The organism is Kribbella sp. NPDC059898 (assembly GCF_042730855.1).
Taxonomy (GTDB): Bacteria; Actinomycetota; Actinomycetes; order Propionibacteriales; family Kribbellaceae; genus Kribbella.
Genome location: NZ_JBHWKR010000015.1, coordinates 125,807 through 151,008, shown reverse-complemented (window position 1 = coordinate 151,008; position 25,202 = coordinate 125,807). Strand labels below are relative to the sequence as shown.

Annotated in this window: 22 protein-coding genes and 1 pseudogene; 10 read left to right on the top strand and 13 right to left on the bottom strand. The window is 70.6% G+C overall.

The features are described from left to right. Positions 1–4 precede the first annotated feature (4 nt). Complete coding sequence (locus ACFV9C_RS35900; RefSeq protein ID WP_380200758.1) at positions 5–1,351, top strand: 3-oxoacyl-ACP reductase; 1,347 nt, start codon at positions 5–7, stop codon at positions 1,349–1,351. Next, positions 1,351–2,208: a MaoC/PaaZ C-terminal domain-containing protein gene (locus tag ACFV9C_RS35895; protein WP_380200756.1), complete on the top strand. Its 858-nt coding sequence runs from the start codon at positions 1,351–1,353 to the stop codon at positions 2,206–2,208. The genes ACFV9C_RS35900 and ACFV9C_RS35895 overlap by 1 nt, the downstream gene beginning before the upstream one ends. 44 nt (positions 2,209–2,252) lie before the next feature. Here ACFV9C_RS35895 and thrS read toward each other — a convergent pair whose 3' ends face one another. From thrS to ACFV9C_RS35880, 3 genes are all read right to left on the bottom strand, one after another. Further along, positions 2,253–3,503: a threonine--tRNA ligase gene (thrS, locus tag ACFV9C_RS35890; protein WP_380200754.1), complete on the bottom strand. Its 1,251-nt coding sequence runs from the start codon at positions 3,501–3,503 to the stop codon at positions 2,253–2,255. Between the two features lie 148 nt (positions 3,504–3,651). Continuing rightward, complete coding sequence (locus ACFV9C_RS35885; protein WP_380200752.1) at positions 3,652–4,497, bottom strand: acyl-CoA thioesterase; 846 nt, start codon at positions 4,495–4,497, stop codon at positions 3,652–3,654. Positions 4,498–4,548: 51 nt separating this feature from the next. After that, complete coding sequence (locus ACFV9C_RS35880; RefSeq protein WP_380200750.1) at positions 4,549–5,463, bottom strand: proteasome assembly chaperone family protein; 915 nt, start codon at positions 5,461–5,463, stop codon at positions 4,549–4,551. A gap of 149 nt (positions 5,464–5,612) precedes the next feature. On the opposite strand from ACFV9C_RS35880, the gene ACFV9C_RS35875 reads away from it, so the two are divergent. Genes ACFV9C_RS35875 through ACFV9C_RS35865 form a run of 3 tightly spaced genes read left to right on the top strand, consistent with a single transcriptional unit; the run spans position 5,613 to position 9,078 of the window. Beyond that, on the top strand, positions 5,613–6,644 hold the full coding sequence (locus ACFV9C_RS35875) for a hydroxyacid dehydrogenase (protein ID WP_380200748.1): 1,032 nt from the start codon (positions 5,613–5,615) through the stop codon (positions 6,642–6,644). Beyond that, complete coding sequence (locus ACFV9C_RS35870; RefSeq protein WP_380200746.1) at positions 6,644–8,554, top strand: DUF2264 domain-containing protein; 1,911 nt, start codon at positions 6,644–6,646, stop codon at positions 8,552–8,554. Before ACFV9C_RS35875 ends, ACFV9C_RS35870 begins: the two co-directional genes overlap by 1 nt. After that, positions 8,551–9,078: a ferritin gene (locus tag ACFV9C_RS35865; RefSeq protein WP_380200744.1), complete on the top strand. Its 528-nt coding sequence runs from the start codon at positions 8,551–8,553 to the stop codon at positions 9,076–9,078. The genes ACFV9C_RS35870 and ACFV9C_RS35865 overlap by 4 nt, the downstream gene beginning before the upstream one ends. Position 9,079: 1 nt before the next feature. Here ACFV9C_RS35865 and ACFV9C_RS35860 read toward each other — a convergent pair whose 3' ends face one another. Together ACFV9C_RS35860 and ACFV9C_RS35855 are read right to left on the bottom strand one after the other, a co-directional pair. Beyond that, a complete protein-coding gene (locus ACFV9C_RS35860) occupies positions 9,080–10,981 on the bottom strand; it encodes a DUF2207 domain-containing protein (protein WP_380200742.1) in 1,902 nt (633 codons plus the stop codon). 32 nt (positions 10,982–11,013) lie between these two features. After that, entirely contained in the window at positions 11,014–12,906 is a 1,893-nt protein-coding gene (locus tag ACFV9C_RS35855) for a DUF2207 domain-containing protein (protein WP_380200740.1), read from the bottom strand. 95 nt (positions 12,907–13,001) lie between these two features. Here ACFV9C_RS35855 and ACFV9C_RS35850 point away from each other — a divergent pair, with 95 nt between their 5' ends. Next, positions 13,002–15,128, top strand: a complete 2,127-nt coding sequence (locus tag ACFV9C_RS35850; RefSeq protein ID WP_380200738.1) for an elongation factor G-like protein EF-G2 — start codon at positions 13,002–13,004, stop codon at positions 15,126–15,128. Here the strand turns inward: ACFV9C_RS35850 and ACFV9C_RS35845 are convergent, their stop codons facing one another. The 3 genes from ACFV9C_RS35845 to ACFV9C_RS35835 are packed head-to-tail and all read right to left on the bottom strand — an operon-like array spanning position 15,129 to position 17,700. Next, complete coding sequence (locus ACFV9C_RS35845) at positions 15,129–16,379, bottom strand: tetratricopeptide repeat protein (protein WP_380200736.1); 1,251 nt, start codon at positions 16,377–16,379, stop codon at positions 15,129–15,131. After that, complete coding sequence (locus tag ACFV9C_RS35840) at positions 16,376–17,254, bottom strand: tetratricopeptide repeat protein (protein WP_380200734.1); 879 nt, start codon at positions 17,252–17,254, stop codon at positions 16,376–16,378. The genes ACFV9C_RS35845 and ACFV9C_RS35840 overlap by 4 nt, the downstream gene beginning before the upstream one ends. After that, positions 17,251–17,700: a hypothetical protein gene (locus ACFV9C_RS35835; RefSeq protein ID WP_380200732.1), complete on the bottom strand. Its 450-nt coding sequence runs from the start codon at positions 17,698–17,700 to the stop codon at positions 17,251–17,253. Before ACFV9C_RS35835 ends, ACFV9C_RS35840 begins: the two co-directional genes overlap by 4 nt. A gap of 51 nt (positions 17,701–17,751) precedes the next feature. Between ACFV9C_RS35835 and ACFV9C_RS35830 the strand changes: the two genes are divergently transcribed. Further along, the gene (locus ACFV9C_RS35830; protein ID WP_380200730.1) at positions 17,752–18,159 is read left to right on the top strand and encodes an HIT family protein; all 408 of its coding nucleotides are present in this window, start codon (positions 17,752–17,754) and stop codon (positions 18,157–18,159) included. On the opposite strand, the gene ACFV9C_RS35825 is transcribed toward ACFV9C_RS35830, so the two are convergent. After that, positions 18,152–19,288 carry an epoxide hydrolase family protein gene (locus ACFV9C_RS35825; protein ID WP_380200728.1) on the bottom strand — a complete coding sequence of 379 codons (1,137 nt, stop codon included), beginning with the start codon at positions 19,286–19,288 and terminating at the stop codon, positions 18,152–18,154. The two genes, ACFV9C_RS35830 and ACFV9C_RS35825, sit on opposite strands and share 8 nt — an antisense overlap. Positions 19,289–19,349: 61 nt before the next feature. Here ACFV9C_RS35825 and ACFV9C_RS35820 point away from each other — a divergent pair, with 61 nt between their 5' ends. Beyond that, complete coding sequence (locus tag ACFV9C_RS35820) at positions 19,350–20,312, top strand: helix-turn-helix transcriptional regulator (protein WP_380200726.1); 963 nt, start codon at positions 19,350–19,352, stop codon at positions 20,310–20,312. Here the strand turns inward: ACFV9C_RS35820 and ACFV9C_RS35815 are convergent. The 3 genes from ACFV9C_RS35815 to pgsA are packed head-to-tail and all read right to left on the bottom strand — an operon-like array spanning position 20,288 to position 22,882. Then, positions 20,288–21,370 carry a glycosyltransferase family 4 protein gene (locus ACFV9C_RS35815; protein ID WP_380200724.1) on the bottom strand — a complete coding sequence of 361 codons (1,083 nt, stop codon included), beginning with the start codon at positions 21,368–21,370 and terminating at the stop codon, positions 20,288–20,290. The genes ACFV9C_RS35820 and ACFV9C_RS35815 overlap by 25 nt on opposite strands. Before the next feature lie 10 nt (positions 21,371–21,380). Beyond that, positions 21,381–22,247: a phosphatidylinositol mannoside acyltransferase gene (locus ACFV9C_RS35810; protein ID WP_380200722.1), complete on the bottom strand. Its 867-nt coding sequence runs from the start codon at positions 22,245–22,247 to the stop codon at positions 21,381–21,383. Continuing rightward, positions 22,247–22,882 carry a phosphatidylinositol phosphate synthase gene (gene pgsA, locus ACFV9C_RS35805; protein ID WP_380200720.1) on the bottom strand — a complete coding sequence of 212 codons (636 nt, stop codon included), beginning with the start codon at positions 22,880–22,882 and terminating at the stop codon, positions 22,247–22,249. The genes ACFV9C_RS35810 and pgsA overlap by 1 nt, the downstream gene beginning before the upstream one ends. Before the next feature lie 108 nt (positions 22,883–22,990). Here pgsA and ACFV9C_RS35800 point away from each other — a divergent pair, with 108 nt between their 5' ends. Continuing rightward, the gene (locus ACFV9C_RS35800) at positions 22,991–23,938 is read left to right on the top strand and encodes a hypothetical protein (RefSeq protein ID WP_380200718.1); all 948 of its coding nucleotides are present in this window, start codon (positions 22,991–22,993) and stop codon (positions 23,936–23,938) included. Between the two features lie 61 nt (positions 23,939–23,999). Further along, positions 24,000–24,914, top strand: coding sequence for a hypothetical protein (locus ACFV9C_RS35795; RefSeq protein WP_380200716.1), 915 nt, complete (start codon positions 24,000–24,002; stop codon positions 24,912–24,914). Here ACFV9C_RS35795 and ACFV9C_RS35790 read toward each other — a convergent pair. Next, positions 24,915–25,202: pseudogene (locus ACFV9C_RS35790) on the bottom strand (hypothetical protein); the annotation flags it as partial.

The following is a 25,202-nucleotide window of genomic DNA, read 5'->3' as shown; positions in this document are numbered from 1 at the left end:
TGAGATGACGGATCGCTACCAGACCTTCACCCGGACGCCGCTCGGCAAGACGCTGGTGAAGAACCTGGGTCTGCCCGACCCGCTGCCGCTGCCGCGCTGGACCGACGGCGCGCCGGTGATCGACGGGCCGGTCGTCTTCGGTGCGATCGGCGAGTCCGACGCCGGCAAGGCGATCCAGGCCCTGCTGCGCGACATCGGCGCCGGCTTCAGTACGGCGACCGAAGGCGTCGCGTCCAGCGAGATCCGCCCGAAGGCGCTGGTCTTCGACGCGACCGGCGCGACCTCGACCGCGGACCTGTCCAGCCTGCAGCGGTTCTTCTCCCCCGTCATCCGCCAGCTCGCCCCGGCGGGCCGGGTGATCGTCGCCGGCCGTACGCCGGAACTCAGCCCCACCACCGAGCAGCACATCGCGCAGCGCGCCCTCGAAGGCTTCACCCGCAGCCTCGGCAAGGAGGTGAAGCGCGGCGCCACGGTCAACCTCGTGTACGTCGCCCCGGACGCGCACGAGCAACTCGACTCCACGCTCCGCTTCTTCCTGTCCCCCAAGTCGGCGTACGTCGACGGGCAGGTCGCCCGGATCGGCACCGGCCCGCTGGTGAGCAACGATCCGCAGCGCCCGCTGGCCGGACGTACGGCGCTCGTCACCGGCGCGGCCCGTGGTATCGGCGCGGCGATCGCGAACACCCTGGCCCGCGACGGCGCGACCGTGATCGGCGTCGACGTACCGCAGAACGCGGACCCGCTGCGCAAGGTGATCTCGAAGATCGGCGGTACCGAGCTGCTCCTCGACGTGACCTCGGTCGACGCGGCGCAGCGGATCGCGGCGCACGCGCAGGAGCAGCACGGCGGCCTCGACATCGTCGTCCACAACGCCGGCATCACCCGCGACCGGCGGCTGGTGAACATGCGGACCGACGCCTGGGACGCCGTCCTCGACGTGAACCTGCGCGCACCCGAGCGGATCACCAAGCACCTCGTCGAGTCCGGCGCGCTCCGTGACGGCGGGTCGATCGTCGGCGTCTCGTCGATGGCCGGGATCGCCGGCAACAACGGCCAGACGAACTACGCGACCTCCAAGGCCGGCGTGATCGGGCTGGTGCAGGCACTCGCGCCGGTGCTCGCGGACCGGCAGATCCGGATCAACGCGGTCGCGCCCGGGTTCATCGAGACCGAGATGACCGCGAAGATCCCGTTCGCGATCCGCGAGGTCGGCCGCCGGCTGAACTCGTTGCAGCAGGGCGGGCTGCCGATCGACGTGGCCGAGACGATCGCCTGGTTCGCCGACCCGGCGTCCGCGGGCGTGACCGGCAACGTCGTCCGCGTCTGCGGCCAGAGCCTGCTGGGGGCCTGATGCCGACCCGCCGGTACGACGACTCCCCCGGCCTCGGCTCGCTGTACGCGCGGACCGTCAAGGCGACGCTGCGCCGCGCCGACTACGAGCCAACCGAGGACGGCCTCACGCTCGAGCTGCCGCGGTCGGCGGTCGACCAGGACCACCTGACGGCGTACCGGGAGGTCACCGGGTTCCAGGCCGGGCCGGCGCTGCCCCCGACGTACCCGCATGTGCTGGCGTTCCCGTTGCACCTGGACCTGATGTCCGACCCCTCGTTCCCGTACAAGCCGATGGGGATCGTGCACCTGTCCAACACGATCACCCAGAAGCAGCCGATCCCGCTGCACGCGGAGCCTTCGATCCGCGTGCACAGTACGCCGGAACGCCCGCATCCGAAGGGCACCGTGTTCGACGTGATCAGCGAGGTCTTCGTCGACCACGAGCTGGTGTGGAGCGACCTCACCACGTTGCTCAGCCGCTCCTCCGGTACGCCGGACGCGCACGCGGACCTGCTGCCGGATCCGGTCCTCGGCGCGACCGCCTGGTGGGACCTGCGCGGCAACCTCGGCCGCCGGTACGCCGCCGCGTCCGGCGACCGGAACCCGATCCACCTGTTCAAGCTCACCGCGCAGGCGTTCGGGTTCCCGCGCCAGATCGCGCACGGAATGTGGGCCAAGGCCGCCGCGCTCGCCTCCGTCCAGCGGGCCGGCGCGCTGCCGGACGCGTTCACGGTCCGCGTGGACTTCCGCAAACCGTTGCTGCTCCCGTCCCGCACCCAGTTCGGCTACCAGCAGAACGGCAAGACCACCGACTTCGCGCTGTACGACGAGTCGCACGACGTGACGCACCTGATCGGTCAGCTCCGGGAGAGCTGAATCGCCAGGCCATCACAACCGCGCTCCGCCGCCGGCGGTCACGCTCACACCGCCTCCTCCTCGGCGATTGCGATGGCCTGGGGATCCGCCGCTCGCCGGATCCGATCCAGCACCTGCCCGATCGGAGCCGGGTCCCACCGGCTGCCGTCGCGTTCGCGGATCGCCAACGCGCCGGCCTCGGCCTCGCGGGCGCCGATGACTGCCTGGTACGGCGCCAGCCGGTTCTCCCGGATCCGTGCCCCGAGGCTGCCCTCGTCGGCGTGCGCGATCTCCACCCGCAGACCGCGGTCCGACGCCCGCCGGGCGACCCCCGCGGCGGCCTTCTCCTCGTCGTCCGAGATCGGCAGTACGACGACCTGCACCGGCGCGAGCCAGGCCGGGAACGCGCCGCCGTGCACCTCGATCAGCTGCGCCATCGCCCGCTCGATGCTGCCGACGATCGCCCGGTGCACCATCACCGGCCGGTGTTTGTTGCCGTCGGCACCGATGTACTCGAGCCCGAACGCGGCCGGCTGGTGGAAGTCGATCTGGACGGTCGACAGGCTGAACTCCCGGCCGGCCGAATCCATCATCTGGATGTCGATCTTCGGCCCGTAGAACGCCGCGTCGCCGGGTGCGTCGAAGTACTCGACGCCCGCGTCCTCCAGCACGTCCCGCAGCAATGCGGCCGCGTGCGCCCAGCTCGCCGCGTCCCCGACGTACTTGCTCGACGGGCTGTTGAACTCGGCATCCTGCGACGGCAACGCGAGGACGTAGCGCGACGCGGCGATGCCCATGTCCGCGTACGCCTGGTTGATCAGCCGCAGCGCCGACGCCGCTTCGGAGGCGACCTGGTCGAGGCGGCAGAAGATGTGCGCGTCGTTCAGCTGCATCGCGCGGACCCGGCTGAGCCCGCCGATCGCGCCGGACAGCTCGGCGCGGTACTGCCCGCCGAGCTCGGACATCCGCAGCGGCAGTTCGCGGTAGCTGTGCGCGCGGGAGCGGTACATCAGCGCGTGGTGCGGGCAGATGCTCGGCCGCAGGATCAGCTCCTCGCCGCCGCCGATGTCCATCGGCGGGTACATGTCGTCGTGGTACTTCTCCCAGTGGCCGGAGATCTCGTACAGCTCCTTCTTCGCCAGCACCGGCGAGTACACCTGCTGGTAGCCGGCTCTTCGTTCCACTTCGGCGATGTAGCTCTCGAGTGCCCGGCGTACGGCGGCTCCGGCCGGCAGCCAGTAGGGCAGGCCCGCGCCGATCAGCGGGTCGGAGTCGAACAGGCCGAGCTCGCGGCCGAGCTTGCGGTGGTCGTACATGGTGGTCTCCTCGTTGAGATGGGGCGAGGGACCACGGGAACGACGAAGCCCCGGGGCACTCGCCCCGGGGCTTCGTCAGACAGTCAGGTGTCAGCGCGCCGGGACGTACTCCGGCGTCGTCGTGACTACAGCGCGCTGCGACATACTCCTAAGTTAGCAGATCCGAATCCAGCCCGACGGGACGGATCAGTCCCTCCTGCGCGACGGACGCGATCAGCCGGCCGTCCACCGTGTAGAGCCTGCCCGTCGCGAACCCGCGCGCACCGGACGCGGACGGCGAGGCCTGGTCGTACAGCAGCCACTCGTCGGCGCGGAACGGGCGGTGGAACCAGAGCGCGTGGTCGAGTGACGCGGGCTGGATGCGGCGGTCGCCGATCACGATGCCGTGCGGAAGGAGACTGGCGCCGAGGAGCGTCAGGTCGCTCGCGTAGGCCAGTACGCAGGCGTGCAGCGCCGGCTCGTCGGGCAGCTTCCCCGCCGCGCGGATCCAGAACTGCCGACCGGTCACACCTGCCAGCCGTACGTCGAGCGACGCCCACTCGCGATCCCAGTCCGCGGCGGGCCGTCCACTCTGTGCTTCCAGGACCGTGGCGAGTCGAGGCGCCTCTTCGGGCGGTACGACGTCGTCCGGCATCGGGTCCTGGTGGTCGAGGCCGGGCTCCGGGCGCTGGAACGACGCGGACATGTAGAAGATCGGCTTCCCGTGCTGGGACGCGACCACCCGCCGGCTGCTGAACGAGCCGCCGTCGCGGGTCGGCTCCGCGCGGTACACGATCGGTACGGACGTGTCACCGGCGCGCAGGAAGTACCCGTGCAGCGAGTGCACGAGCCGCTCCGCGTCGACCGTGCGGCTCGCGGCGGCGAGCGCCTGACCCAGCACCTGTCCGCCGAACACCCGCTGCATCGACGTCTGCGGCTGCCGGCCGCGGAACAGGTCGACGTCGATCTTCTCCAGGTCGAGCAGCTCGACCAGATCCTCCAACGACTCAGGCATGCCTCATCCTGACAGGCCCCCAGCCTCGACGTCCGCCCTACCCGTTGTGACTTATTCGTTGTCCTCGCGGTTGAGCTCAGCGAGGAACTGCTCCACCTCGGCGCCCAGTTCGTCCGCGGACGGCGTCGAGTCGGCGAGCAGGCTCTTCCTGCTCAGTGAACCCGCGGCAGCGTCGTACTGCGTCTCCAGCGCCTTGACCACCGCGCTAGCGTCCTCGGAGGCGTCGACCTGCTCGTCGACCAGGCGGCCGGTGACCGCGGCCTCGTCGAGCAGGGCCTTGCTAGGGAGCAGCAGCCCGGTGGCCGCTGAGATCGCGTGCACGAGCGCCAGCGCGGCGCCCGGGAAGCGGTTCTCAGCCAGGTAGTGCGGGACGTGGACGGCGAAGCCCATCGCGTCCTTGCCGGCCTCGCCGAGGCGGACCTGCAGCATCGTGCCGGCGCTCGCGGGCAGCTGCATCTCGCCGTCCCAGATGTTCGACCGGGTGACCAGCTCGGGCCGGGTCGCGTGCGCGGTCAGGCCGAGCGGGCGGGTGTGCGGCACGCCCATCGGAATGCCGTGCACGCCGACGGTCAGGGTCACGTTGTAGAGCTCGATCAGCTGCCGGACGGCGCCGGCGAACCGGTCCCAGTGGTTGTCCGGCTCGGCGCCCTCGAGCAGCAGGAACTCGACGCCCGCGTCGTCGGTCACCAGGTGCAGCGACAGGTGCGGCGGCGTGTAGTCGGTGAACCGGTCCTCGGCGAACGTCACCTCGGGCCGGCGAGCCCGGTAGTCGTGCAGGAGGTCGACGTCGAACCGCGCCAGCAACCGGTGGTCCAGCACCTCGAGCAGGTGGTCGGCGGTCACGCGGCCGGCCTGGCCGGCGTCCATGAATCCGTCCAGCGAGTGCACCATGACCTTCGGCGCCGCCGCCGGGCCGGTCGCCACCGACTCGTCGACGATCTCGTAGAGGTCGTCCGGTCGCAGCATCGTCGTCTCCTTCGCATCACCAACGGGCACGTCTATTGTTCCCAACGCCGGGGCCGCGCGGACAAATTCCGGGATCGGCAAAGATTCCGGAAGGTCCACGACGCGGCACCGGCGAGACAACCTTGGAAAGCGCTTGCTAGGTTAGCGTCGTGAGCCTCGAACCGAACCCCGCCCTGACCGTCATGCTGGCGATGAACGCCGGCACCCGGGCACAGGTCCTGGTCCCGTCCGTCCGGCAGCGCCTGGACGCCGTCGCGACCGTGCTGCCGGCCGGCCCCGGCCAGGGCCTCCCCCACGCCGGCTTCCTGGACGATCCCGCCGTACGGGCGGCACTCCCGGACGTCGACGTACTGCTGACCGGCTGGGGCTGCCCGCGGATCGGGCCGGAGGTGCTGGAGGCGGCGCCGAAGCTGCAGGCGATCCTGCACGCGGCGGGCTCGGTGAAGGCGATCGTCGACCCGGCCGCGTTCGACCGCGGCATCCAGGTCTCGTCGGCGGCCACCGCGAACGCGCAGCCGGTCGCCGAGTTCACGGTCGCGGCGATCGTGATGGCGGGCAAGCGGGCGTTCCGGCTCGCGGCGCAGTACCGGCTGGAGCGGCGCAAGGGCGACGCGCACGGGATGCCGGGCAACTACGGCACCACGGTCGGGTTGCTCGGGGCGTCGCGGATCGCGAAGATGGTCGCCGAGCGGCTGCGCGCGTTCGACCTGCACGTGCTGATCAGCGACCCGTACCTGACCGCGGCCGAGGCCGCCGACCTGGGCGCGGAACTGGTCGACAACGACACGCTGTTCCGCCGCAGTGACATCCTCAGCGTGCACGCGCCGCTGCTCCCGGAGACCGTCGGCCTGGTAGACGGGCGCCTGCTCGGGCTGCTCAAGGACGGCGCCTCGCTGATCAACACCGCGCGCGGCAAGATCATCGACTCCGACGCACTGCTCCGCGAGTGCGCCTCGGGGCGGATCGACGCGATCCTCGACGTCACCGACCCGGAGCCGCTGCCGCCGGACTCGCCGCTGCTCGACCTGCCGAACGTGTTCGTCACCCCGCACGTCGCCGGTGCCGTCGGCAACGAGATCGCCCGGCTCGGCGAACTCGCCGTCGGCGAACTCGAACGCCTCACCGCCGGCCAGCCCCTCCAGCACGCCATCAGCCCAGCCGAACTAGGAAGGCTCGCGTAGTGACTCGATTGATCCTGCCTGACACCGATCGTGAGCTGTCCCGGCAGACCGGATGGGTGCGGGCGCACTGGGAGGCGCTTGCCGACCACCTGCTCGACTCGCTCGTCCCGTACTTCTCCCCCGGTCTGTCGCTGGTCGAGCTGCCCGGCCGGCCGAGTCGATCCGGTACGGCGTCCGACGCGCTCGAAGGGTTCGCGCGGTCGTTCATGCTGGCCGCGTTCCGGATCGCCGGCGTCCAGGGCAAGGGCTGCGAGCAGCTGATCGAGCGGTACGCGCGCGGCGTCGCGAACGGCGCGAACCCGGACCACCCGGAGGCGTGGCTGCGGCTCACCCCGCGGTCGCAGCAGATGGTCGAGGCGGCCGCGATCGCGGTGTCGTTGCACGAGACCCGCGAGTGGATCTGGGACCGGCTCGACGACAAGGCGCAGCAGCACGTCGCGGACTGGCTCGGCGGATTCAACGGGTCCGTGACGCACGACAACAATTGGCGGCTGTTCCAGGTCGTCAGCGAGCAGTTCCTCGCGTCGGTCGGCGCGCCGTACCGGCAGGAGGACATCGACGGCGGCCTCGACCGGATCGAGGACTGGTACGTCGGCAACGGGTGGTACTCCGACGGCGACGGGCAGAACTTCGACAACTACATCGGCTGGGCGATGCACCTCTACCCGGGGCTGTGGGCGCGGATGGCCGCCGCGACGCCGGGAGCGCAGTACGAGGACCGGCTGAAGCTCTACCAGGAGCGGATCAACCTGTTCCTGCGGGACGCGCAGTACTTCGTGGGGAACGACGGCGCGCCGTTGTACCAGGGGCGGTCGCTCACGTACCGGATGGCGGCCGCGGCGCCGTACTGGATGGGGGCGCTGCTCGACTCGACACCGTTGACGCCGGGTGAGACGCGGCGCCTGTGCTCCGGGATCGCGCGGCATTTCGTGCAGCATGGCGTGCCGGACGAGCGGGGCGTGCTGACGCTCGGGTGGTACGACACGTTCCTGCCGACGACGCAGCAGTACTCCGGGCCGGGATCGCCGTACTGGGCTTCGAAGGGGTTCGTCGGGCTGATCCTGCCGCCGGAGCATCCGGTGTGGTCGGATCCGGAGGACTCGATCCCGTTGGACGACGCGGATCAGGTCAAGGCGATGCCGGAGCCGGGGTGGATCGTGCACGCCAGCCGGCACGATCAGGTGGTGCAGCTGGTGAACCACGGGGCGGACCATGCGCCGGTGGCGGAGCCTGCCGGGGTTGAGCCGGCCGGCGACGCGCACTACAACCGGTTGGCGTACGCGAACCACGCGGGGCCGGATCTGTCGGACCAGGAGCCGGGGATCGACAACCTGATCTCGCTGGTTTCGGCGGACGGTACGGCGAGCGGGCGCGGGCGGATCCGCCGGCTCGGGGTGGACGGCCGTACGGCGTCGTCGTGGCACAAGGCGTGGCTCGGCGACGAGGGCCCGTGGGCGATCGAGGTCGCCTCGCTCGTGTGGAACGGCTGGGAGATCCGCTGCGCGCTGGTCGAGGGACCGGAGGGCGCACACGTCCGAAGTGCCGGCTTCGCGGTGGCCGGCGACTCCTTGCCCGAGGCAACCGCCACGGCTACTGCCGCTTCCAGCCGTAACGCGGACGGGTTGTTGTCGGCGGTAGTCGGGTTGTACGGGTACGACGCTGCCGGGGTGCATCGGGCCGTGGGGGTGAACCCGTTCGGGGTGCACTCGGCCACGCCGTACCTGACTGCCGCGCACCGCGGAGAGCCGCTCGTGCTGGTGAACGCCGTGGTGCTGACGCGGGACGCCCTCCGGGTCGAGGCGATTGCCGAGGGCATCGATATCGACGTGCAAGGGACGGCTGCGCGGATCGGGCTGCCCGGTGGCGACTCCGAGGTGGTCGAGCTGGGACAGAGTAGATTGACGGAATGAGTACGTACGAAAAACTCCTGCAGGACCAGATCCGGAACGAATTCACCGCGTCGCAGCAGTACGTGGCAGTCGCTGTCTGGTACGACGACCAGGATCTGCCCCAGCTGGCCGCGCACTTCTACAAGCAGTCGCTGGAAGAGCGCAACCACGCGATGATGATGGTCCGGTACCTGCTGGACAAGGACATCCGGCCGGCGATCCCGTCGGTCGGCGAGGTCGAGTCGGACTTCCGGTCCGCGATCGCGCCGCTCGAGCTCGCCCTCGCGCAGGAGATCACCGTCACCAAGCAGATCGAGACGCTCGCCCGCACCGCGCGGGACGAGAGCGACTACATCGGTGAACAGTTCATGCAGTGGTTCCTCAAGGAGCAGGTCGAGGAGGTCGCCGCGATGAAGACACTGGTCAACGTCGCGAAGCGGGCCGGTGACAACCTGTTCCACCTCGAGGACTTCCTGGCCCGCGAGGTGGTCGGCGACGCCGGCACCGACCCGACGGCCCCCACCGCGGCCGGCGGCGCTGTCTGACCTACCAGCTGCCGCCTCCTCCGCCGCCGCCCCCGCCGCCCGAGGACGACGAGGACGAGCTCGACGAGGAGGAGAAACCGGAGGACGACCCTCCTCCGGTCGACGGCGACGGAGGCTCGGCGAACGTGCTGGAGACCGTCGAGGAGATGCTCCCGGCGGTCCAGCCGGAGTCGTAGTACGAGCTGGAACCGGCGTACCACGAAGGCATCGCGGTCAGCCGTCCCGTGTCAACCAGCTGCTTGCACACCTGCTGCCAGCGGTCGGCCAGCCCGAGCACGATCGCCCACGGCAGGTACTTGCTGAAGATGTCCTCGCCGTCCTCGAACCGCAACTGCTCCGCCTCCGCCGTACTCAGGTACTGCCGGAACCCGACGACCTGATCGGTCACCGCCCGACCGACCGCACTCCGGCGCCCGGCGCGGCGCTGCAGGATCAGGTCGACGACCGCGTTCAGTACGGCGAGCACCGGCAGCGCGACGACGATCGCCGGCCCGAGCCACGGCGGGGCGTCGAACTTGATCACGTAGACGATCAGTGAGAACAGCCCGACCAGGACCGCCAGGAAGGCCCCGCAGCCGAGCGGAACCCAGCCGTACCCGGACGACTCCACGACGGTCGAGCGACGTGGCAGCCGCGCGTACCACTCCCGGTCCGCAGCCTGCTTCCACAGCGCGTCGCCCATGCTCTCGGCGGCCCGTTGCGGCCGGGTATCCCCCACCGCCGGCCGCAGCAGCCGAACCTGCCCGCCCGGCTGCTGCTTCGGGAACAAACCCTTCAGCAGCGCCTGCTCGTGCGGCGCCGTGGCCAGCCGCGCATCCACCAGTACGGCGGTCCGTACGTCGTCGTCGCCCTCGATCCGGACCGCGCCGCGGACAGCCAGGTCGACGAGGGTCGCCGCGACCTCGGTCGTGTCCACCTTCCCGTCGACCAGCAGGCCGCCCTCCGCCGCGCTGATCTCCGGCGGCGCGAACGCGACCGGGATCGCCTTCTCCGGCAGTCGGTCCGGCACCGTACGGGCCGCGATCCCCGCGGGCGGGACGGCACCCGGCGGCAGGCCGTCGTACCGGAGGTCGCGGCGACGACGGACGGTGAGCTTGCCGGCGGCGATCGCGAGGACGGTCAGTACGACCGAGACGATCGCGGCCGGCCAACTGACGCCGTACCGGGCGAGGAAGCCCGGCGGGTCCACCACGATCGGCGTGTCGTTGCCGACGGCACCGGCTTCGATGCCGGCGACGATCGTCAGCTCCTCGCCGCGGACCACGTCGGTCTCCTGGGTGAACGTGGCCTTCCCGCCGACGATCGCCTTCGCGTCGCAGCTCGCCGTGGACCCGGACGGGCCTTCGTTGCAGGCGACCTTCGTCACGCCCTGCGGGACCGTCACCGTGACCACGACGTGGTCGAGCGGCGCCTCCCAGCTGTTGCCGGTCGCGTCCCAGTACAGCTCGCTGTGGTCGGCGAAGTGCCGCAGTGCGCCGCGGACGTCGTAGCTGAGCCGGTAGGTCGCGTCCCGCCCGGTCACCGTCTCGTCCGACGAGCCGATCTTGATCCGCAGTACCTGGTTGCGGGCCTTGTTCGTCTTCGTCGTCGACGTACTGAACCCGGACGGCGCGTTCGGCGACGACACCCGGATGTTCGACACGTCGTACCGCTGGTCCTTCGACGGGTCGCCGGCGTACGGCTCGCGGATCACCAGGTCACGGAAGATCCCGTGCCGGTCGGGGTCGCCGAAGTGGTACTCGATCGTCTCAGTGACGTGCAGTACGCCGTCCGCGGACACGTCGTACGCGATCGTCATCGACGGAACCCGGTCGCCGATCGCCGCCGACGCGGGTACGGCGTACCCGGCCAAGGCGATCGCGATCACGAGCAGGCTGACGACGACCCCGAGCGCACGACGCATGCGCGCGACACTACCGAGCGTAGAGGTCGCGACTACCAGCTGCCGCCGCCACCACCGCCGCCACCGCCGCCGGAGAACCCGCCGCCGCTGAAGCCGGACGAGCTGCCGCCGCCTCCGCCGGAGCTGGACGGCGTGGGCGGCGCGTCGAAGCTGTGCGCGACCGTCGACCCGACGGCGCCCGCGGTCCAGCCGGAGGTGTAGTAGGACGGGCCGGAGTACCAGTACGGGTCCTGCGGGATGCGGCCCGCCGCGACGAGCTGCTCGCAGACCTTCTGCCAGCGGTCGGCGAGCCCGAAAGCGATGGCCCAGGGCAAGTACTTCGAGAAGATGTCCTCGCCCTCCTCGAAGCGCAGCTGCTGCGCCTCCGCGGTAGCCAGGTACTTCTGGAAGCCCGCCACCTGGTCGGTCACCGCCCGGCCGGCCGGATTCCGTTGCCCGCGGCCACGGATCGCGATCCAGGTGCCGATGGCAACGACCACCGCGACCACCGGAATCGCGATCACGATTCCGCGCCCGGCGCCGCCGCCCGCCGCGCTGGCCACCGCCCCTATCGCGCCGCCGCCGACCACCCAGATCCCGATCATCGCCATACAGGCGCACCCGAAGCCGTTCTTGAACACCGAGCCGCCGCCCGCGCGCGGCATCCGGAGGTACCACTGCCGCGCCTGCACCTGGTCGCGGAGCGCCTTGAGCATCGCGTCGTGCGCGTTCCGCATCGTGTGGTCGCCGACCGCGCCGCGCTCCAGCACCACCTCGGCGCCGGGCTGCAGGGACGGGAACAGCCCCAGCATCAGCGCCTGCTCGTGCGGTGCGGTCGCGGCCGCCGGGTTCAGCAGCACGGCCTTCCGGGTCTCGCCGTCGTTGTCGATCCGGACACCGCCGCGGACCGCCATGTCGATCAGCGTCGCGGCCGTCTCGACCGTGGTCGCCTTCGCGTCGATCAGCAGACCGCCCTCGGCGACCGGGATCTTCGGCGGCGCGAACGCGACCGGGAGCTGGTCCGCGCGGAGGTCGTCCTTCACCGGCTCGGCGTTGGTCCCGTCCGGCGGGAACGTGCCCGGCGGCATCCCGGCGTACCGCTGGTCCTTGTTGCCGAGTTTCGCGTACAGCGCGGCGACGATCAGGGCGAGCACGGTGACGACGCCGGAGCCGATCACCTGCAGCCAGGAGAGGCCGTTGCGCTCCAGCCAGCTCGGCGGTTTCACGAGGACCGGCGTGTCGTTCTGAACGGCGCCCGCGGTGATGCCGGCGACGATCGTCAGCTGGTCGTCGTTCGTCAGGTTGGTGGCTTCGAACTTGCCCTCGCCGCCGACGACCGTGCTGGACGGGCAGTTCTGCTTCGAGCCGTGCGAGCCGGTGAAGCACTCGACCTTCGTGACGCCCTGCGGGACGTTGACCGTGACCTGCACGTTCTCCAGGTCGGCCTCCCAGCCGCTGCCGGTGGCGTCCCAGTACAGCTCGCTGTGGTCGGCGAAGTGCCGCAGCGCGCCTTTGACCTCGTAGGTGATCTTGTACGTCGCGTCGGTACCGGAGACGGTCTGGTTGGCGTCACCGATCTTGATCTGCGTCGTCTCGTAGCGTCCATGGTTGCTTGAGGACGTCGACGTGCTGAACTCGTCCGGCGCGTCCGTCGAGGAGACCTTGATGTTCGAGACCTGATACTCCTGGTCCTTGGAGTCGTCGTCGACGTACGGCTCCCGGGTCACCAGGTTCCGGAAGATGCCGTGCCGGCCGCTGGAGGCGAACTGGTAGTCGATCGTCTCCGTGACCTTCAGGACGCCGTCCGTGGTGACCGTGTACTCGATGCCGAAGTTCGTGACCTTGTCGCCGTACTCCACCGGGCGCGCGCTCGCGGGCAGGGCGAAACCCGCCACCGCCAGTACCGCGAACAACGTGCTGATGACGACCCCGAGTGCCCTACGCATACCCCGGACCCTATCGATTCGCGGGGTCCGGGCCGGTGAGGGCACTTGTGCGAAGTGTCCGATAGGGGAATCGTGGGTGGACCAGGAGGAACGTCATGGCAGACAAGGCGAACACTTCCCAAGGCACCGGGGCCGCGCCCGCTGTGGACAGCCCGGCCGCCATCCGCAACGTGGTACTGGTCGGCCCGTCGGGCGCCGGCAAGACCACCCTCGTCGAGGCCTTGCTGGTGGCCTCCGGAGTCCTGAACAGACCCGGCACCGTCGTCGACGGAACCACCGTGTGCGACTTCGACGACGCCGAGATCCGGCAGCAGCGCTCGGTCGGGCTGTCGCTGGCGTCGCTCCCCCACGACGGCGTGAAGGTGAACCTGATCGACACCCCCGGGTACGCCGATTTCGTGGGCGAGCTGCGGGCCGGGCTGCGGGCCGCGGACTGTGCGCTGTTCGTGGTCTCGGCGAGCGAGGGCGTCGACGAGCCGACCCGCGCCGTCTGGCAGGAGTGCCAGGAGGTCGGGATGCCGCGCGCCGTGGTGATCACCAAGCTCGACCACGCCCGGGCGAACTACCAGAACGCGCTGGCCGGCGCGCAGACGGCGTTCGGCGACAAGGTCCTGCCGCTCTACCTGCCCGCTGGTGACGGGCTGATCGGGCTGCTCTCCCAGTCGTACTACGAATACGCGCAGGGCAATCGCAGGATCGTGACCCCGGATCGGATCTACGCGGACCAGATCGAGGAGCTCCGCGGCACGCTGATCGAGGGCATCATCGAGGAGTCCGAGGACGAGTCGCTGATGGACCGGTATCTGGGCGGCGAGGAGATCGACCAGAAGGTCCTGATCGAGGACCTCGAACGGGCCGTCGCCCGCGGGTCGTTCTTCCCGGTGGTCCCGGTCTGCAGCGCGTCCGGGATCGGCACGTTCGAGCTGCTCGAGGTGATCACCAGCGGGTTCCCGTCGCCGCCCGAGCACACCATCCCGGAGGCCTTCAACCCGCACGGAGTGGCCCGCCAGGGCCTGGTCTGCGCCCCGGACGGGCCGCTGCTCGCCGAGGTGGTGAAGACGACGTCCGACCCGTACGTCGGGAGGGTCAGCCTGGTGCGGGTGTTCTCCGGCACCATCAGGCCCGACGCGACGGTTCACGTGTCGGGCCATTTCACGTCCTTCTTCGGTGAACACAACTCGCACGAGGACCACGACGAGGACGAGCGGATCGGCACCCTCTCGTTCCCACTGGGCAAGATCCAGCGCCCGGCCGGCGAGGTGGTCGCCGGCGACCTGTGCGCCATTGGCCGGCTGACCCGCGCGGAGACCGGCGACTCACTGTCCGACAAGTCCGATCCGCTGCTGCTGAAGCCGTGGACGATGCCGGAGCCGCTGCTGCCGATCGCCGTCCAGGCGCACGCCAAGACCGACGAGGACAAGCTCGGCGCCGGCCTGCAACGGCTCGCCGCGGAGGATCCGACGCTGCGGATCGAGCAGAACCCGGAGACCCACCAGATCGTCCTGTGGTGCATGGGCGAGGCGCACTCGGACGTCGTCCTGGACGCGCTCGCGAACCGGTACGGCGTGACGGTGGACACCGTCGAGCTGCGGGTGCCGCTGCGGGAGACGTTCGGCGGTCCGGCCAAGGGGCACGGGCGGCACGTGAAGCAGTCGGGCGGCCACGGGCAGTACGCCGTCTGCGACATCGAGGTCGAGCCGCTGCCGGAAGGCACCGGGTTCGAGTTCGTCGACAAGGTGGTCGGTGGCGCGGTGCCGCGGCAGTTCATCCCGAGCGTGGAGAAGGGCGTCCGGGCGCAGATGGAGAAGGGCGTCGGGGCCGGGTACCCGATGGTCGACATCCGGGTCACGCTCACCGACGGCAAGGCGCACAGCGTCGACTCGTCCGACATGGCGTTCCAGATGGCCGGCGGGCTGGCGCTGCGGGAGGCGGCGGCCGCGTCCCGGGTCGCGATGCTCGAGCCGGTCGACCTGGTCTCGGTGCTGGTGCCGGACGACCTGGTCGGCGCAGTGATGAGCGACCTGTCGGGGCGGCGCGGGCGGCTGCTCGGCACCGACAAGGTCGGCGAGAGCCGGACGCTGGTGAAGGCTGAGGTGCCGCAGGTGGAGATCACCCGCTACACCATCGACCTCCGCTCGCTGTCCCACGGCGCGGCGTCGTTCAGCCGCGAGTTCTCCCGCTACGAGGCAATGCCGGACTCGGTGTCCGCCAAGCTCAAGTAGTCAGCTCTTGTTGAGGCGGCGGCGTACGTCACGGGACTTGAGGTACGCCGCCACATCGTCGTAGCGCTCGCTCTGGTTGGCGAACTCGATGTACGAGCGGACGCGGTGCAGCCAGTCCAGTGTCGACGGCTTCACCGCGGCGAGGGCCTCGGTCAGGTGCTGCATGCCGAGCGGCGGCTCGCCGCCGGTGGACAGCGCCTCGTCGATCACCGCGTCGACGCCGCGCTCGATCAGCGCGCGCAGGTCCGCGCCGCTGAACATCGCGGTCTGCGCGGCGAGCGCCTTCAGGTCGAGCCCGTCGGCCGGCACGTCCTTCGTGAGTACGCCGAGGATGTCGGCGCGGGCCGGCTCGTCCGGCGGCGGGACGAAGATCACCCGGTCGAACCGTCCCGGCCGGAGCATCGCCTCGTCCACGTCCCACGGCGCGTTGCTCGCGGCGAGCACCAGCAGGCCCTCGTTCTCGGAGCCGATCGCGTCGAGCTCCTGCAGCAGTACGTCGACCAGCCGGCGCGCCTCGGACCCGCCGTGCTTGTGCCGCGCGAACGCGAGCGCGTCCAGCTCGTCGAGGAACAGCACGCACGGACCGTTCGCCCGGGCCCGCTCGAACGCCTCGTGCAGGTTCCGCTCGGAGACGCCGAGGTAGGGGTCCATCACGTCCTCGATCCGGACGTTGACGAACGGCAGCCCGCACTCCCCCGCGGTCGCCCGCGCGAGCAGCGTCTTGCCGCAGCCGGGCGGCCCGTACAGCATCACGCCGCCGCCGGACTTCCGCCCGTACTTCTCGTACAGCTCCGGGCGGCTCTGCGGCAGGATCACCATCCGGTGGATGACCCGTTTGATCTCGTCCATCCCGCCGACCTGGTCGAAGGTGGTGGACTCCTTCACCAGCTCCTGCTCGTACGCCGTCTCCGCCTCGGGGCCGACCTTGATCCGGACGCCGCTGCGCTCCGCGATCATCCCGTCGACGAGCTGCTGCAGCCGCCCGGTGCCCTCGACGACGCCGCGCTGGCGAGCCGCCTCGAGCAGGTTCCGCAGCAGGGCGAGCCGCCCGTTCGCCGCGGCCAGCTCACCGACCGGCACGAACTGGTCGTCGGGCAGCCCCTGGTGGTCGAGGAGGACGACGTACTGGTCGAGCGCCTCCTCGGTCGCACCCGCGGCGTTCAACGACTCCGCGAGCACCAGCCGGAGCAGTACGTCGTCCGGGTTCGCCTCGACCGCCTTGCGCAGCGCGTCGATCCGGTCACTACTCATGAGGAGCCCCATCTCCGGTTGATCCAGCGGCGGACGAGTGGTGGGACGACCCAGGAGTACACGCAGAACGCGAGCCAGATCATCGCGAACGCGAACGACAGCGGGGCGGCGCCGACGGCGCGGAGACCGTAGATCACCGCGACCGCGCCGACCCAGACGATCAACGGGTTCACCCGCGCGAACGGCCGCAGCGGCAGCATCAGCGGGTGGTTGAACAGCTTCGCCTCGCGGGCCGCTGTCCGCAGATCCTCGTCTCCGGGCTGCGCGGCGGCGGCCGAGCGGAGCGAGTCGTACCCGGCGCGGGAGTCACCGGTCAGCATCGACGCCGTACCGTGCAGGGCGCGCGCGTTCGGGTCCTCCGGGTCGTAGGCGAGCGCCTCGGTGCTGTGGCGGTGCATGTCGCGGTCCTTGCCGAGCGCGAACGCCACCTGCGCGCGGGCCGCCGACACCGCGACGCTCTCCGGCGCGTGCGACGCCGCCCGCTCGACGAGCGCGCTCGCCTTCTCGGCCTGCCCAGCCGCGAGGCACACGTGCGCGTACCCGAGCAGCAGGTCCGGATCATTCGGGTCGAGGCTCAGACCCTGCAGGAACGCCGCCTCGGCCTCGGGCAGCCGGCCCTCCGACCGCAGCGAGGACCCGAGCACGTGCAGCATCGCCGGGAACGGACCGTGGTGCGCCAGGCCGTCCCGCAGTACCTCGACCGCCTCCTCGTTCCGCTCGAGCGCGTGCAGCGCGGCACCGCGGAACAGGTACGCGCGGTAGTCGACGGCCGCCTCGCCCGACAGGCCCCGCAGCTCGTCCAGCGTCCGCTCGGGACGGGCGATCCGCAACCAGTGCGCGGCCATCTGCAGGCGGGACTCACTCGGATCGTTCACCAGATCACCGTCACCAGAAGGAGGATCAATGCCTCGGTGATCGCGCCACCGATCGTCGCCGCGATCCCCACGCCCCACAGCGACCGGTACTCCGCACCGCGCAACTGGAACGCCCGGTCCATCGGCCGCTGCAGCCGGATCTGCGCCATGCAGCACAGCACCGCCACCACCCGGATCCCGACCCGGAGCCCCGACAGCACTCCGGCGTCGGAGTACAGCAGCATGAACACCGCGACCACCACCAGGAGGCCGGCCAGCCCGGACAGCAGGATCAGCCGGCGCTTCGCGGCGTCCACCCCGAGCCGGCCCGCGTTCAGGTACGCGACCACCGTGGACGCGATCACGCCACCGAAGAACGCGACGTACGTCTGCGACATCAGCCGCCAGGGCCGGGCCGACATGTTCACGCCGGCGCCGATCGTCGGGCGCAGGAGATCGTCCGGCATCGGGCTCCTAGTGCTGGGCAGGTTCGCTCGCGCAGTGTATAGCCTGTGCGGATGAGCGAGAACTGCATCTTCTGCGGGATCGTGGCCGGAACCATCCCCTCGACCCGGGTGGCGGAGACGGAGCGGGCGATCGCGTTCATGGACATCGCGCCGGCGACCCCCGGTCACCTGCTGGTGATCCCGCGGGTGCACTCGACCGACCTCCGCGAGGCCGCCCCCGAGGACCTGACCGCCGCCACCCTGCTCGCCCAGTCCCTGGTCGGCCGCGTCATCGACCGCCTCGACGGCGCGACCGGCGCGAACCTGCTGAGCTGCATCGGCGCCGACGCCTGGCAGAGCGTCTTCCACACCCACCTGCACGTCATCCCCCGCTACCCGGACGACCCGATGGTCCTCCCCTGGAAGCCGGAGTCCGGCAACCTCGACGAGATCAAGGCCGTGCACGAGAAGCTCACCTGACGAAGACCCCGCGAAGATCCTGCACCAGCAGGTCCGGCGCGTCCTGGGTGGCCCAGTGGCTGCCGCGGTCGAACTCGTGCCAGGACACGATGTTCGCGTGGTCCCGCTCCGCGAACCGGCGGAGCGGCCGGAAGTCGAACGCGAAGCTCGCCAGCGCCGTCGGTACGGTCGTCGGCTCCTGCGGGTGCTCCGCGTGCTTGTCCTCGTAGTAGAAACGCGCTGACGACGCACCGGTGTTCGTCAGCCAGTAGATGGTCGCGTTCGTCAGCACGTGCTCGTCGCCGCAACTGCTGAGCAGCTGCGCGATCCACGCGAGCTGCCCGGTCGGCGAGTCGGCCAGCGCATGCGCGAGGTTCTGCGGCGCCTGCTCCTGCAGCTTCGCGTACGCACCCATGTTCTCGTTGAAGAACTGCAGGAACTTCAGGTAGCCCTGCTCCTCCTCGGTCAGGTTCTCCAGCTCGGCCGGATCCCCGCTCGGGAACGAGAACAGCTGCGTCACGTGGACGCCGATCACGTGCTCCGGGTCGATCCGGCCGAGCTCCGGCGCGACGTAGGACCCCGCGTCGTTGCCGTGGGCGCCGTACCGCTCGTAGCCGAGGCGGCGCATCAGCTCGGCCCAGGCGGCCGCCACCCGGTACCTGTTCCAGCCGCGGTCCTTCGTCGGGCCGGAGAAGCCGAAGCCGGGGATGGTCGGGATGACCAGGTGGTACGCCTGCTCGCCGTTCCGCGGGTTCGTCAGCGGCTCGATCAGGTCGACGTACTCGAGCGAGGTGTTCGGCCAGCCGTGCGTGAGGATCAGCGGGATCGCGTCCGGGTCGGCCGAGCGGACGTGGAAGAAGTGCACGGTCTGCCCGTCGATCTCGGTCACGAACTGCGGGTACGCGTTCAGCCGCTGCTCCCACGCCCGCCAGTCGTACGACGTCAACCACTGCTCGGTCAGCCGCCGTACGTAGGACAGCGGTACGCCGTACTCCCACTCCGGCGGTGTCGGACCGGTCTGTACGGCGCCGGTGTAGTCGATGTCCAGCTCGTTCGCCCACCGCGTCCGGGTCAGCCGGCTCCGCAGGTCGTCCAGGTCGGCCTGCGGGATGTCGATGCGGAAGGGTCGGATCTCGGTGTTGTTCGTCATGTCGTCAATCTAGGAACCCATTAGGCGAGTTAGCTTCCTAATGGTCTGCGAGACTTTCGGCATGATCGAGACATCGGCGCGGTTGCTGAAGCTGCTCACGCTGCTGCAGTCGCCTCGGGACTGGACGGGTGCCCAGCTGGCGGAGCGGCTGCAGGTCAGCCCGCGGACCGTGCGGAGCGACGTGGAGCGACTGCGGTCGCTCGGTTATCCGGTAGACGCGACCCGTGGTTCGGTGGGCGGCTACCGACTCGGCGCGGGTGCCGCATTGCCTCCGCTGTTGCTGGACGACGACGAGGCCGTGGCGGTGGTGATCGGGCTCCGCAAGGCCGCGGGCGTTGCCGGTGTCGAGGAGATGTCGCTGCGCGCGTTGACGAAGTTGGAGCAGGTACTGCCGTCGCGGCTCAGGCGGAGGGTCAGCACGCTCGCCAGCTACACGGTCCAGGTCCCGGCGGACGAGGCGGGGCCGCAGGTCGACCCGGAGGTCCTCACCCAGCTGGCCGGGCTCTGTCGGGACCGCGAGCAGCTGCGTTTCGACTACCTGTCTCACGACGGTACGGCGTCCCTGCGGCGGGCGGAGCCGCACCGGCTGGTCAACTGGGGGCGGCGCTGGTACCTGGTCGCGTTCGACCTGGAGCGGGACGACTGGCGAACGTTCCGGGTGGACCGGGTGCGGCCGCGGATCCCGACCGGTCCGCGATTCGTCCCGCGCGAGCTGCCGTCGGGCGGGGACGTGGCGGCGTACGTGTCGCGGGGCGCGGCCGCGGCTGCCTGGCGATACAAGGCGTCGGTGGAGGTCGCCGTACGGGCGTCTGTGTTGGCTGAGCGGTTGACGCCCGCAGTGGGGGTGGTCGAGCCGATCGACGACGGGCGGTGTCTGCTGCGGACCGGTGCGGACCGGGTGGAGAGCTTGGCGGTGCGCTTGAGCTTGCTGGACGAGGACTTTGTGGTGGTGGAGGGTCCGCCGGAGCTGACGGCGTACCTGGAGAAGCTGGCGGAGCGCTATCGGCGGGCGACCAGTTCGTAGACCGACAGGAGCTCCGGGAGCAGGACGGACCAGTCGTAGCCCGGTGCTGCGGCCAGCCCATTGGCACGAAGGCTCTCGCGCCGCACCGGGTTGTCGAGGAGCCGGAGGGCTCGGGCGGCCAGTTCCGTCACGTTGCCGGGCTCGAACAGCTCCCCCAAGCGCCCGCCCTCCAGGACGGTGCGGAAGGCGGGGAGGTCACTGGCGAGGACCGGAGCCCCGGCGGCCATCGCCTCCAGCAGGACGATGCCGAAGCTCTCACCACCCAGATGCGGGGCGACGTACACGTCCGACCCGGCCAGCATGTCGGCCCGCGCCTCGTCGTCGATCGCGCCCAGGAACAGCACGTTCTCGTGCGGTACCGGGATGTCCGCGTGCCCGGCGCCGGCGATGAGGATCTTCAGGTGCGGGCGCTCGGCCAGCAGCAGCGGTACGGCGTCCAGCAGGACGCTGAGGCCCTTGCGGGGTTCGTCGAGGCGGCCGAGGAAGCTGATAGTGCCGTCGGCGCCCATCCACTCGGCGCGCGGGCTGCCCTTGAAGCGCGCGGTGTAGAGGCCGTTCGGGATCACCACGGCCTCGCCGCCGACGTGCTGCACCATCATCGAGCGGGCGTTCTCCGAGACGGCGATCCGCGCGTCGATCTTCTCCAGCGCCGGGCGCAGCAGACTCGATGCGACGCTCATCGCCCGGGACCGCACCTGCCAGGTGTGGAACGTGGCGACGAACGGCCCGTCCGCGGACCAGAGCGCGATGATCGACGCGCTCGGCGTGGTCGGCTCGTGCACGTGGACGACGTCGAAGTCGCCGTCGGCGAGCCAGTTCTTCACGCGGGCCGCCGTCCGCGGGCCGAACGTCACCCGGGCGACCGACCCGTTGTACGGGACGCCGACCGCGCGGCCGGACGAGACGACGTACGGCGGCACGTTGTCGGCGTCGTCGACCGGGGCGAGCACCGACACCTCGTGTCCGAGCCCGAGCAGCGCCTCGGCGAGGTCGCGGACGTGGTTCTGCACCCCGCCGGGCGTACCCAGCGAGTACGGGCACACCACGCCGATCCTCACCCTTAGATTGTTACTGGTCGAGGAAGATGCGCTGCAGCATGTGCCAGTCCCCCGGGTGCTCGGCGATCCCTCGGGCGAAGGCGTCCGCGCAACGCTGGGTCATGCCGGCCGCCGTGTCCGGCTCGATCGTGTCGTGGAACGTGATCACCAGGTCCGGCCCGTCGTAGTGCAGCGTCGCCGGAATCAGCGGCGCGCCCGTCTTCAGGCTCAGTGCGGCCGGCCCGACCGGCATCCGCGACGGCCGGCCGAAGAACGTCACCGGTACGCCGCGCTCGGACAGGTCCCGGTCGGCCACCAGGCAGACGAATCCACCCGCCCGCAACCGGTCCGCGAGTACGGCGGTCACGTCCTCGTCGCCGCCGGTCAGCGGCAGCACCTCCATGCCGAGCCGCTTGCGGTACGCGATGAACCGGTCGAACAGCGACTCCGGCCGCAGGCGCTCCGCGACCGTCGACACCGGCATCCCGGTCAGCCCGGCCCAGGCGCCGGCGTGGTCGTAGTTCGCCAGGTGCGGCAGCGCGCAGATGACGCCCTGCCCGGCGGCGTACGCGTCCCGCAGCAGCTTCTCGTTGACGGTCCGGACCCGGCCGACGATCTGCTCGTCCGACCATTCCGGCAGCCGGAACGCCTCCTGCCAGTAGCGCAGGTACGACCGCATCCCGGCGTGGGTCAGCGCGTCCAGCTCGGCATCGGTGGCGTCCGGCCGTACGGCGGCCAGGTTCGAGCGCAGGCGCCGTACGCCGCGGCCGTTCCGCGCGTACGTCCGGTCGGCCACCTTCGCGAACAGCCAGGTCACGGTCCGCTCGGGCAACCGCCGTACCAGGGCCCAGGCGAGCGCGAACGCCAGGTCGACGGCCCGCTGCCGGGCGGCCTCCATCAGGACTCGAGGTCGTTCTTCGCCGGGTCGGACATGACCTGCTTGCGGACCGAGAGCGACCGCTGGACCACCGTGATCGTGCTCGCCACGGCGACGTACCAGATCACGAGCTCGAGCAGGATCGGCAGGTCGAACAGGTCCGAGAAGAACGCCAGGATCAGCGTGAACACCAGCCGGTCGGCGCGCTCGGCGAGCCCGCCGCTGGCCTTCAGGCCGAGGCTCTCCGCCTTGGCCCGCGCGTACGACGTGACCGCGCCCATCACCAGCGCCCACAGCGTCACCGCGGCCATCAGCGTGGAGTCGCCGGCCTTCGAGTTGGCGTAGTACATCACGAGGCCGCCGTAGATCGCGCCGTCGGCGATCCGGTCCAGCGTCGAGTCCAGGAACGAGCCCCATTTCGAGGACGTCCCCGAGGTCCGGGCCATGTAGCCGTCGATCAGGTCGGAGAACACGAACAGCGTGATCACCAGGACGCCGATCCACAGCTGCCCGCGCGGGAAGAAGATCAGCGCACCGGCGGACACCCCGATGGTGCCGACGAGCGTGACCATGTCGGCGCTCACGCCGAGCTTGAGCAGGAGGGTGGCGATCGGCGTGATCACCTTGGTCCAGAACTGACGGAATCTGTTAAGCATGGCAGCGCGATCGTAGTTCACCCGGGTCACCATCCGATGACGAGGCACGACTTTCAGCCTGCGACCGAGCCTTTCAGGGGCGATGCTGGGTGCTGGAGGAGGTGACGCATGCGACGACAGCTGGCCGGCGCGCTCACTCTCCTGCTGCTGACCAGCGGCTGTGCGGTCGCCCAGCGCGCGAACGGCACGGCCCCGGCACCGGTCGAGCCGACGACGGTGCTCCCGACCGCGGTCGCTCCCGCCCAGCCCGAGGGCCTCGACGGTACGGCGGGAGCCCCCGGGCCGCAGGTGTGTACGGCGATCACACGAGCCCTGACCACCCGTCTGGAACACCCGGTGACCGCGAAGCCGAACGCCTGGAACGACGGCGGCCTGCCCTCGATGGACCTGTGCACGCTGCTCGTCGACGGGCGACCGGTCACGATCGGCGTCAGCGCGCTGCCGAGCCGCCCGGACTCGCTCGTCCGGCTGATGCGGGACGCCGGCGGCGTCGAGTCGCTGCCCGAGCTCGGCCCGGAGGCCCTGATCGGCGAGTCCCGCCTGGTCTTCCACGCCGACGGCCACGCGGTCCGGGTCACCCCCGCCGGCGGCATCGACCTCGGTACACCGGACGGCATCAGCCGGGCCACGGCCGTCGCGATCGCCGAGGCCGCGCGGGACGCCGCACCACGCAGTCTGCGGCCCGCACGACAGGTCGACGAGACGTGCCAGCTGTCCAACGCCGCCGCCGAGCGGTTCGTCCGCGCCCAGGTCCGGCTGCGCCGCGACTACCGGGTGAAGGGCGCGCTCACCTGCATCTGGGGAACCGCCGACGCCACGGTCTCGATCGTCGAGGCCTTCGACCAGAAGACGATCCCGGAAGCCGAGCAGATCCCGCCGCCGGGCTTCGCCCCGCTGGGCGATCCCGGCTACTACCTCCCCCAGACCCCCGAACTCGTTTTCCGCCAAGGCCGCCGCGTCGTCCGGGTCACCGCCCTCACCGACCCGCCGCAGCCGGTCAGCCTCGACACCCTGACCACGTTGGTCGACCCAATGCTCCCGCTGTTCCTGCGTTGACCAACTTTCCGGTCCAGACCGGCATCCAACCATCATCGATCATCAATGGGGGTGGTGGAGAATGCGCAGGTTTCTCGGGTACGGCGGGCTGCTGACGGCCGGAGTACTCACCATGGGGCTGCTCACGCCGGACACGGCGACGGCTGAGCAGAGCGGGACGACGGCGCCGTGCAGGATCTCGGTCGGTTCGGTGACGGCCGCCGGGGATCATCGGATGCAGACGTTCACCGCGACGGCGCCGGTCACGAAGGTCACCGACAAGGTCGTCGCGAAGGGCGTCTACGCGCCGGGGCAGGCGAGGATCAGTTCCCAGCTCCGGTACGGCATGGGGGAAGGCTCGGAGCTGCACATCGGGAACGCCGTACTGGGCTCCATCCTGTACAACGTCTCCTACCGGACACCGGCCGGCGGCGGTGCGCTACTGGAGAAGTACCTCACGCGGATCGGGCCGGGCTGGCAGAACTACCGCAGCTACGACCTGACCGGGTTCGGCTTGCGGGACACGGCCTGGTCGCTGAACAACAACGGCAACATGGAACGCCGGACCATCGAGACCGTCGAGGGCCGGCAGTACTACCACTACGACGGCGTGCTTGGGAACTTCCCGTACACCAAGGGGATCGCGCAGATCAGCCAGACGGCGACGTACGACACGTTCCTGATGTCACGCAGCGACGGGAAGCTGACCACGGTACGGTTCTCGGCGGTCCGCGGGAAGCCCCTGCGGACCGAGGTGAAGCCTGTCCGTACGTCGACCTGGCAGGTGTTCGAGACCCTGGTCGCGGCACCGTGCGGGAAGGGCTCGATCCTGCTCGGCATCGACCGGGACACCGGCAACGGCTACCTGTACTCCGTTGGGCACGCCAACGGACTGGCGACGACCGTCCAGGGCCTCGGCAAGGTGCCCGCGACGTTCAAGGACCCGGTCTACTTCCGCTGGGCCGCGTTCGGCGATCCGCTGCTCGCCGGGGACTGATCACGGCCAGGACTTGGCCAGTAGTGCCCGGGTGTCGGAGAGGAGCTGCGGGAGGACCTTCGTACCGGCGATGACCGGCATGAAGTTCATGTCGCCGGACCAGCGCGGTACGACGTGCTGGTGCAGGTGAGCGGCGATGCCGGCGCCGGCGATCTCGCCCTGGTTCATGCCGATGTTGAAGCCGTGGGCGGCGGCCAACCGCGGCCCCGCCGGCCACCGCCGGCCGGGGGGGGGGGGGCCCAACGGGGGGGACAGGGGGGGGAGCAAGGGTGTGTTAGGGGCGGGCCG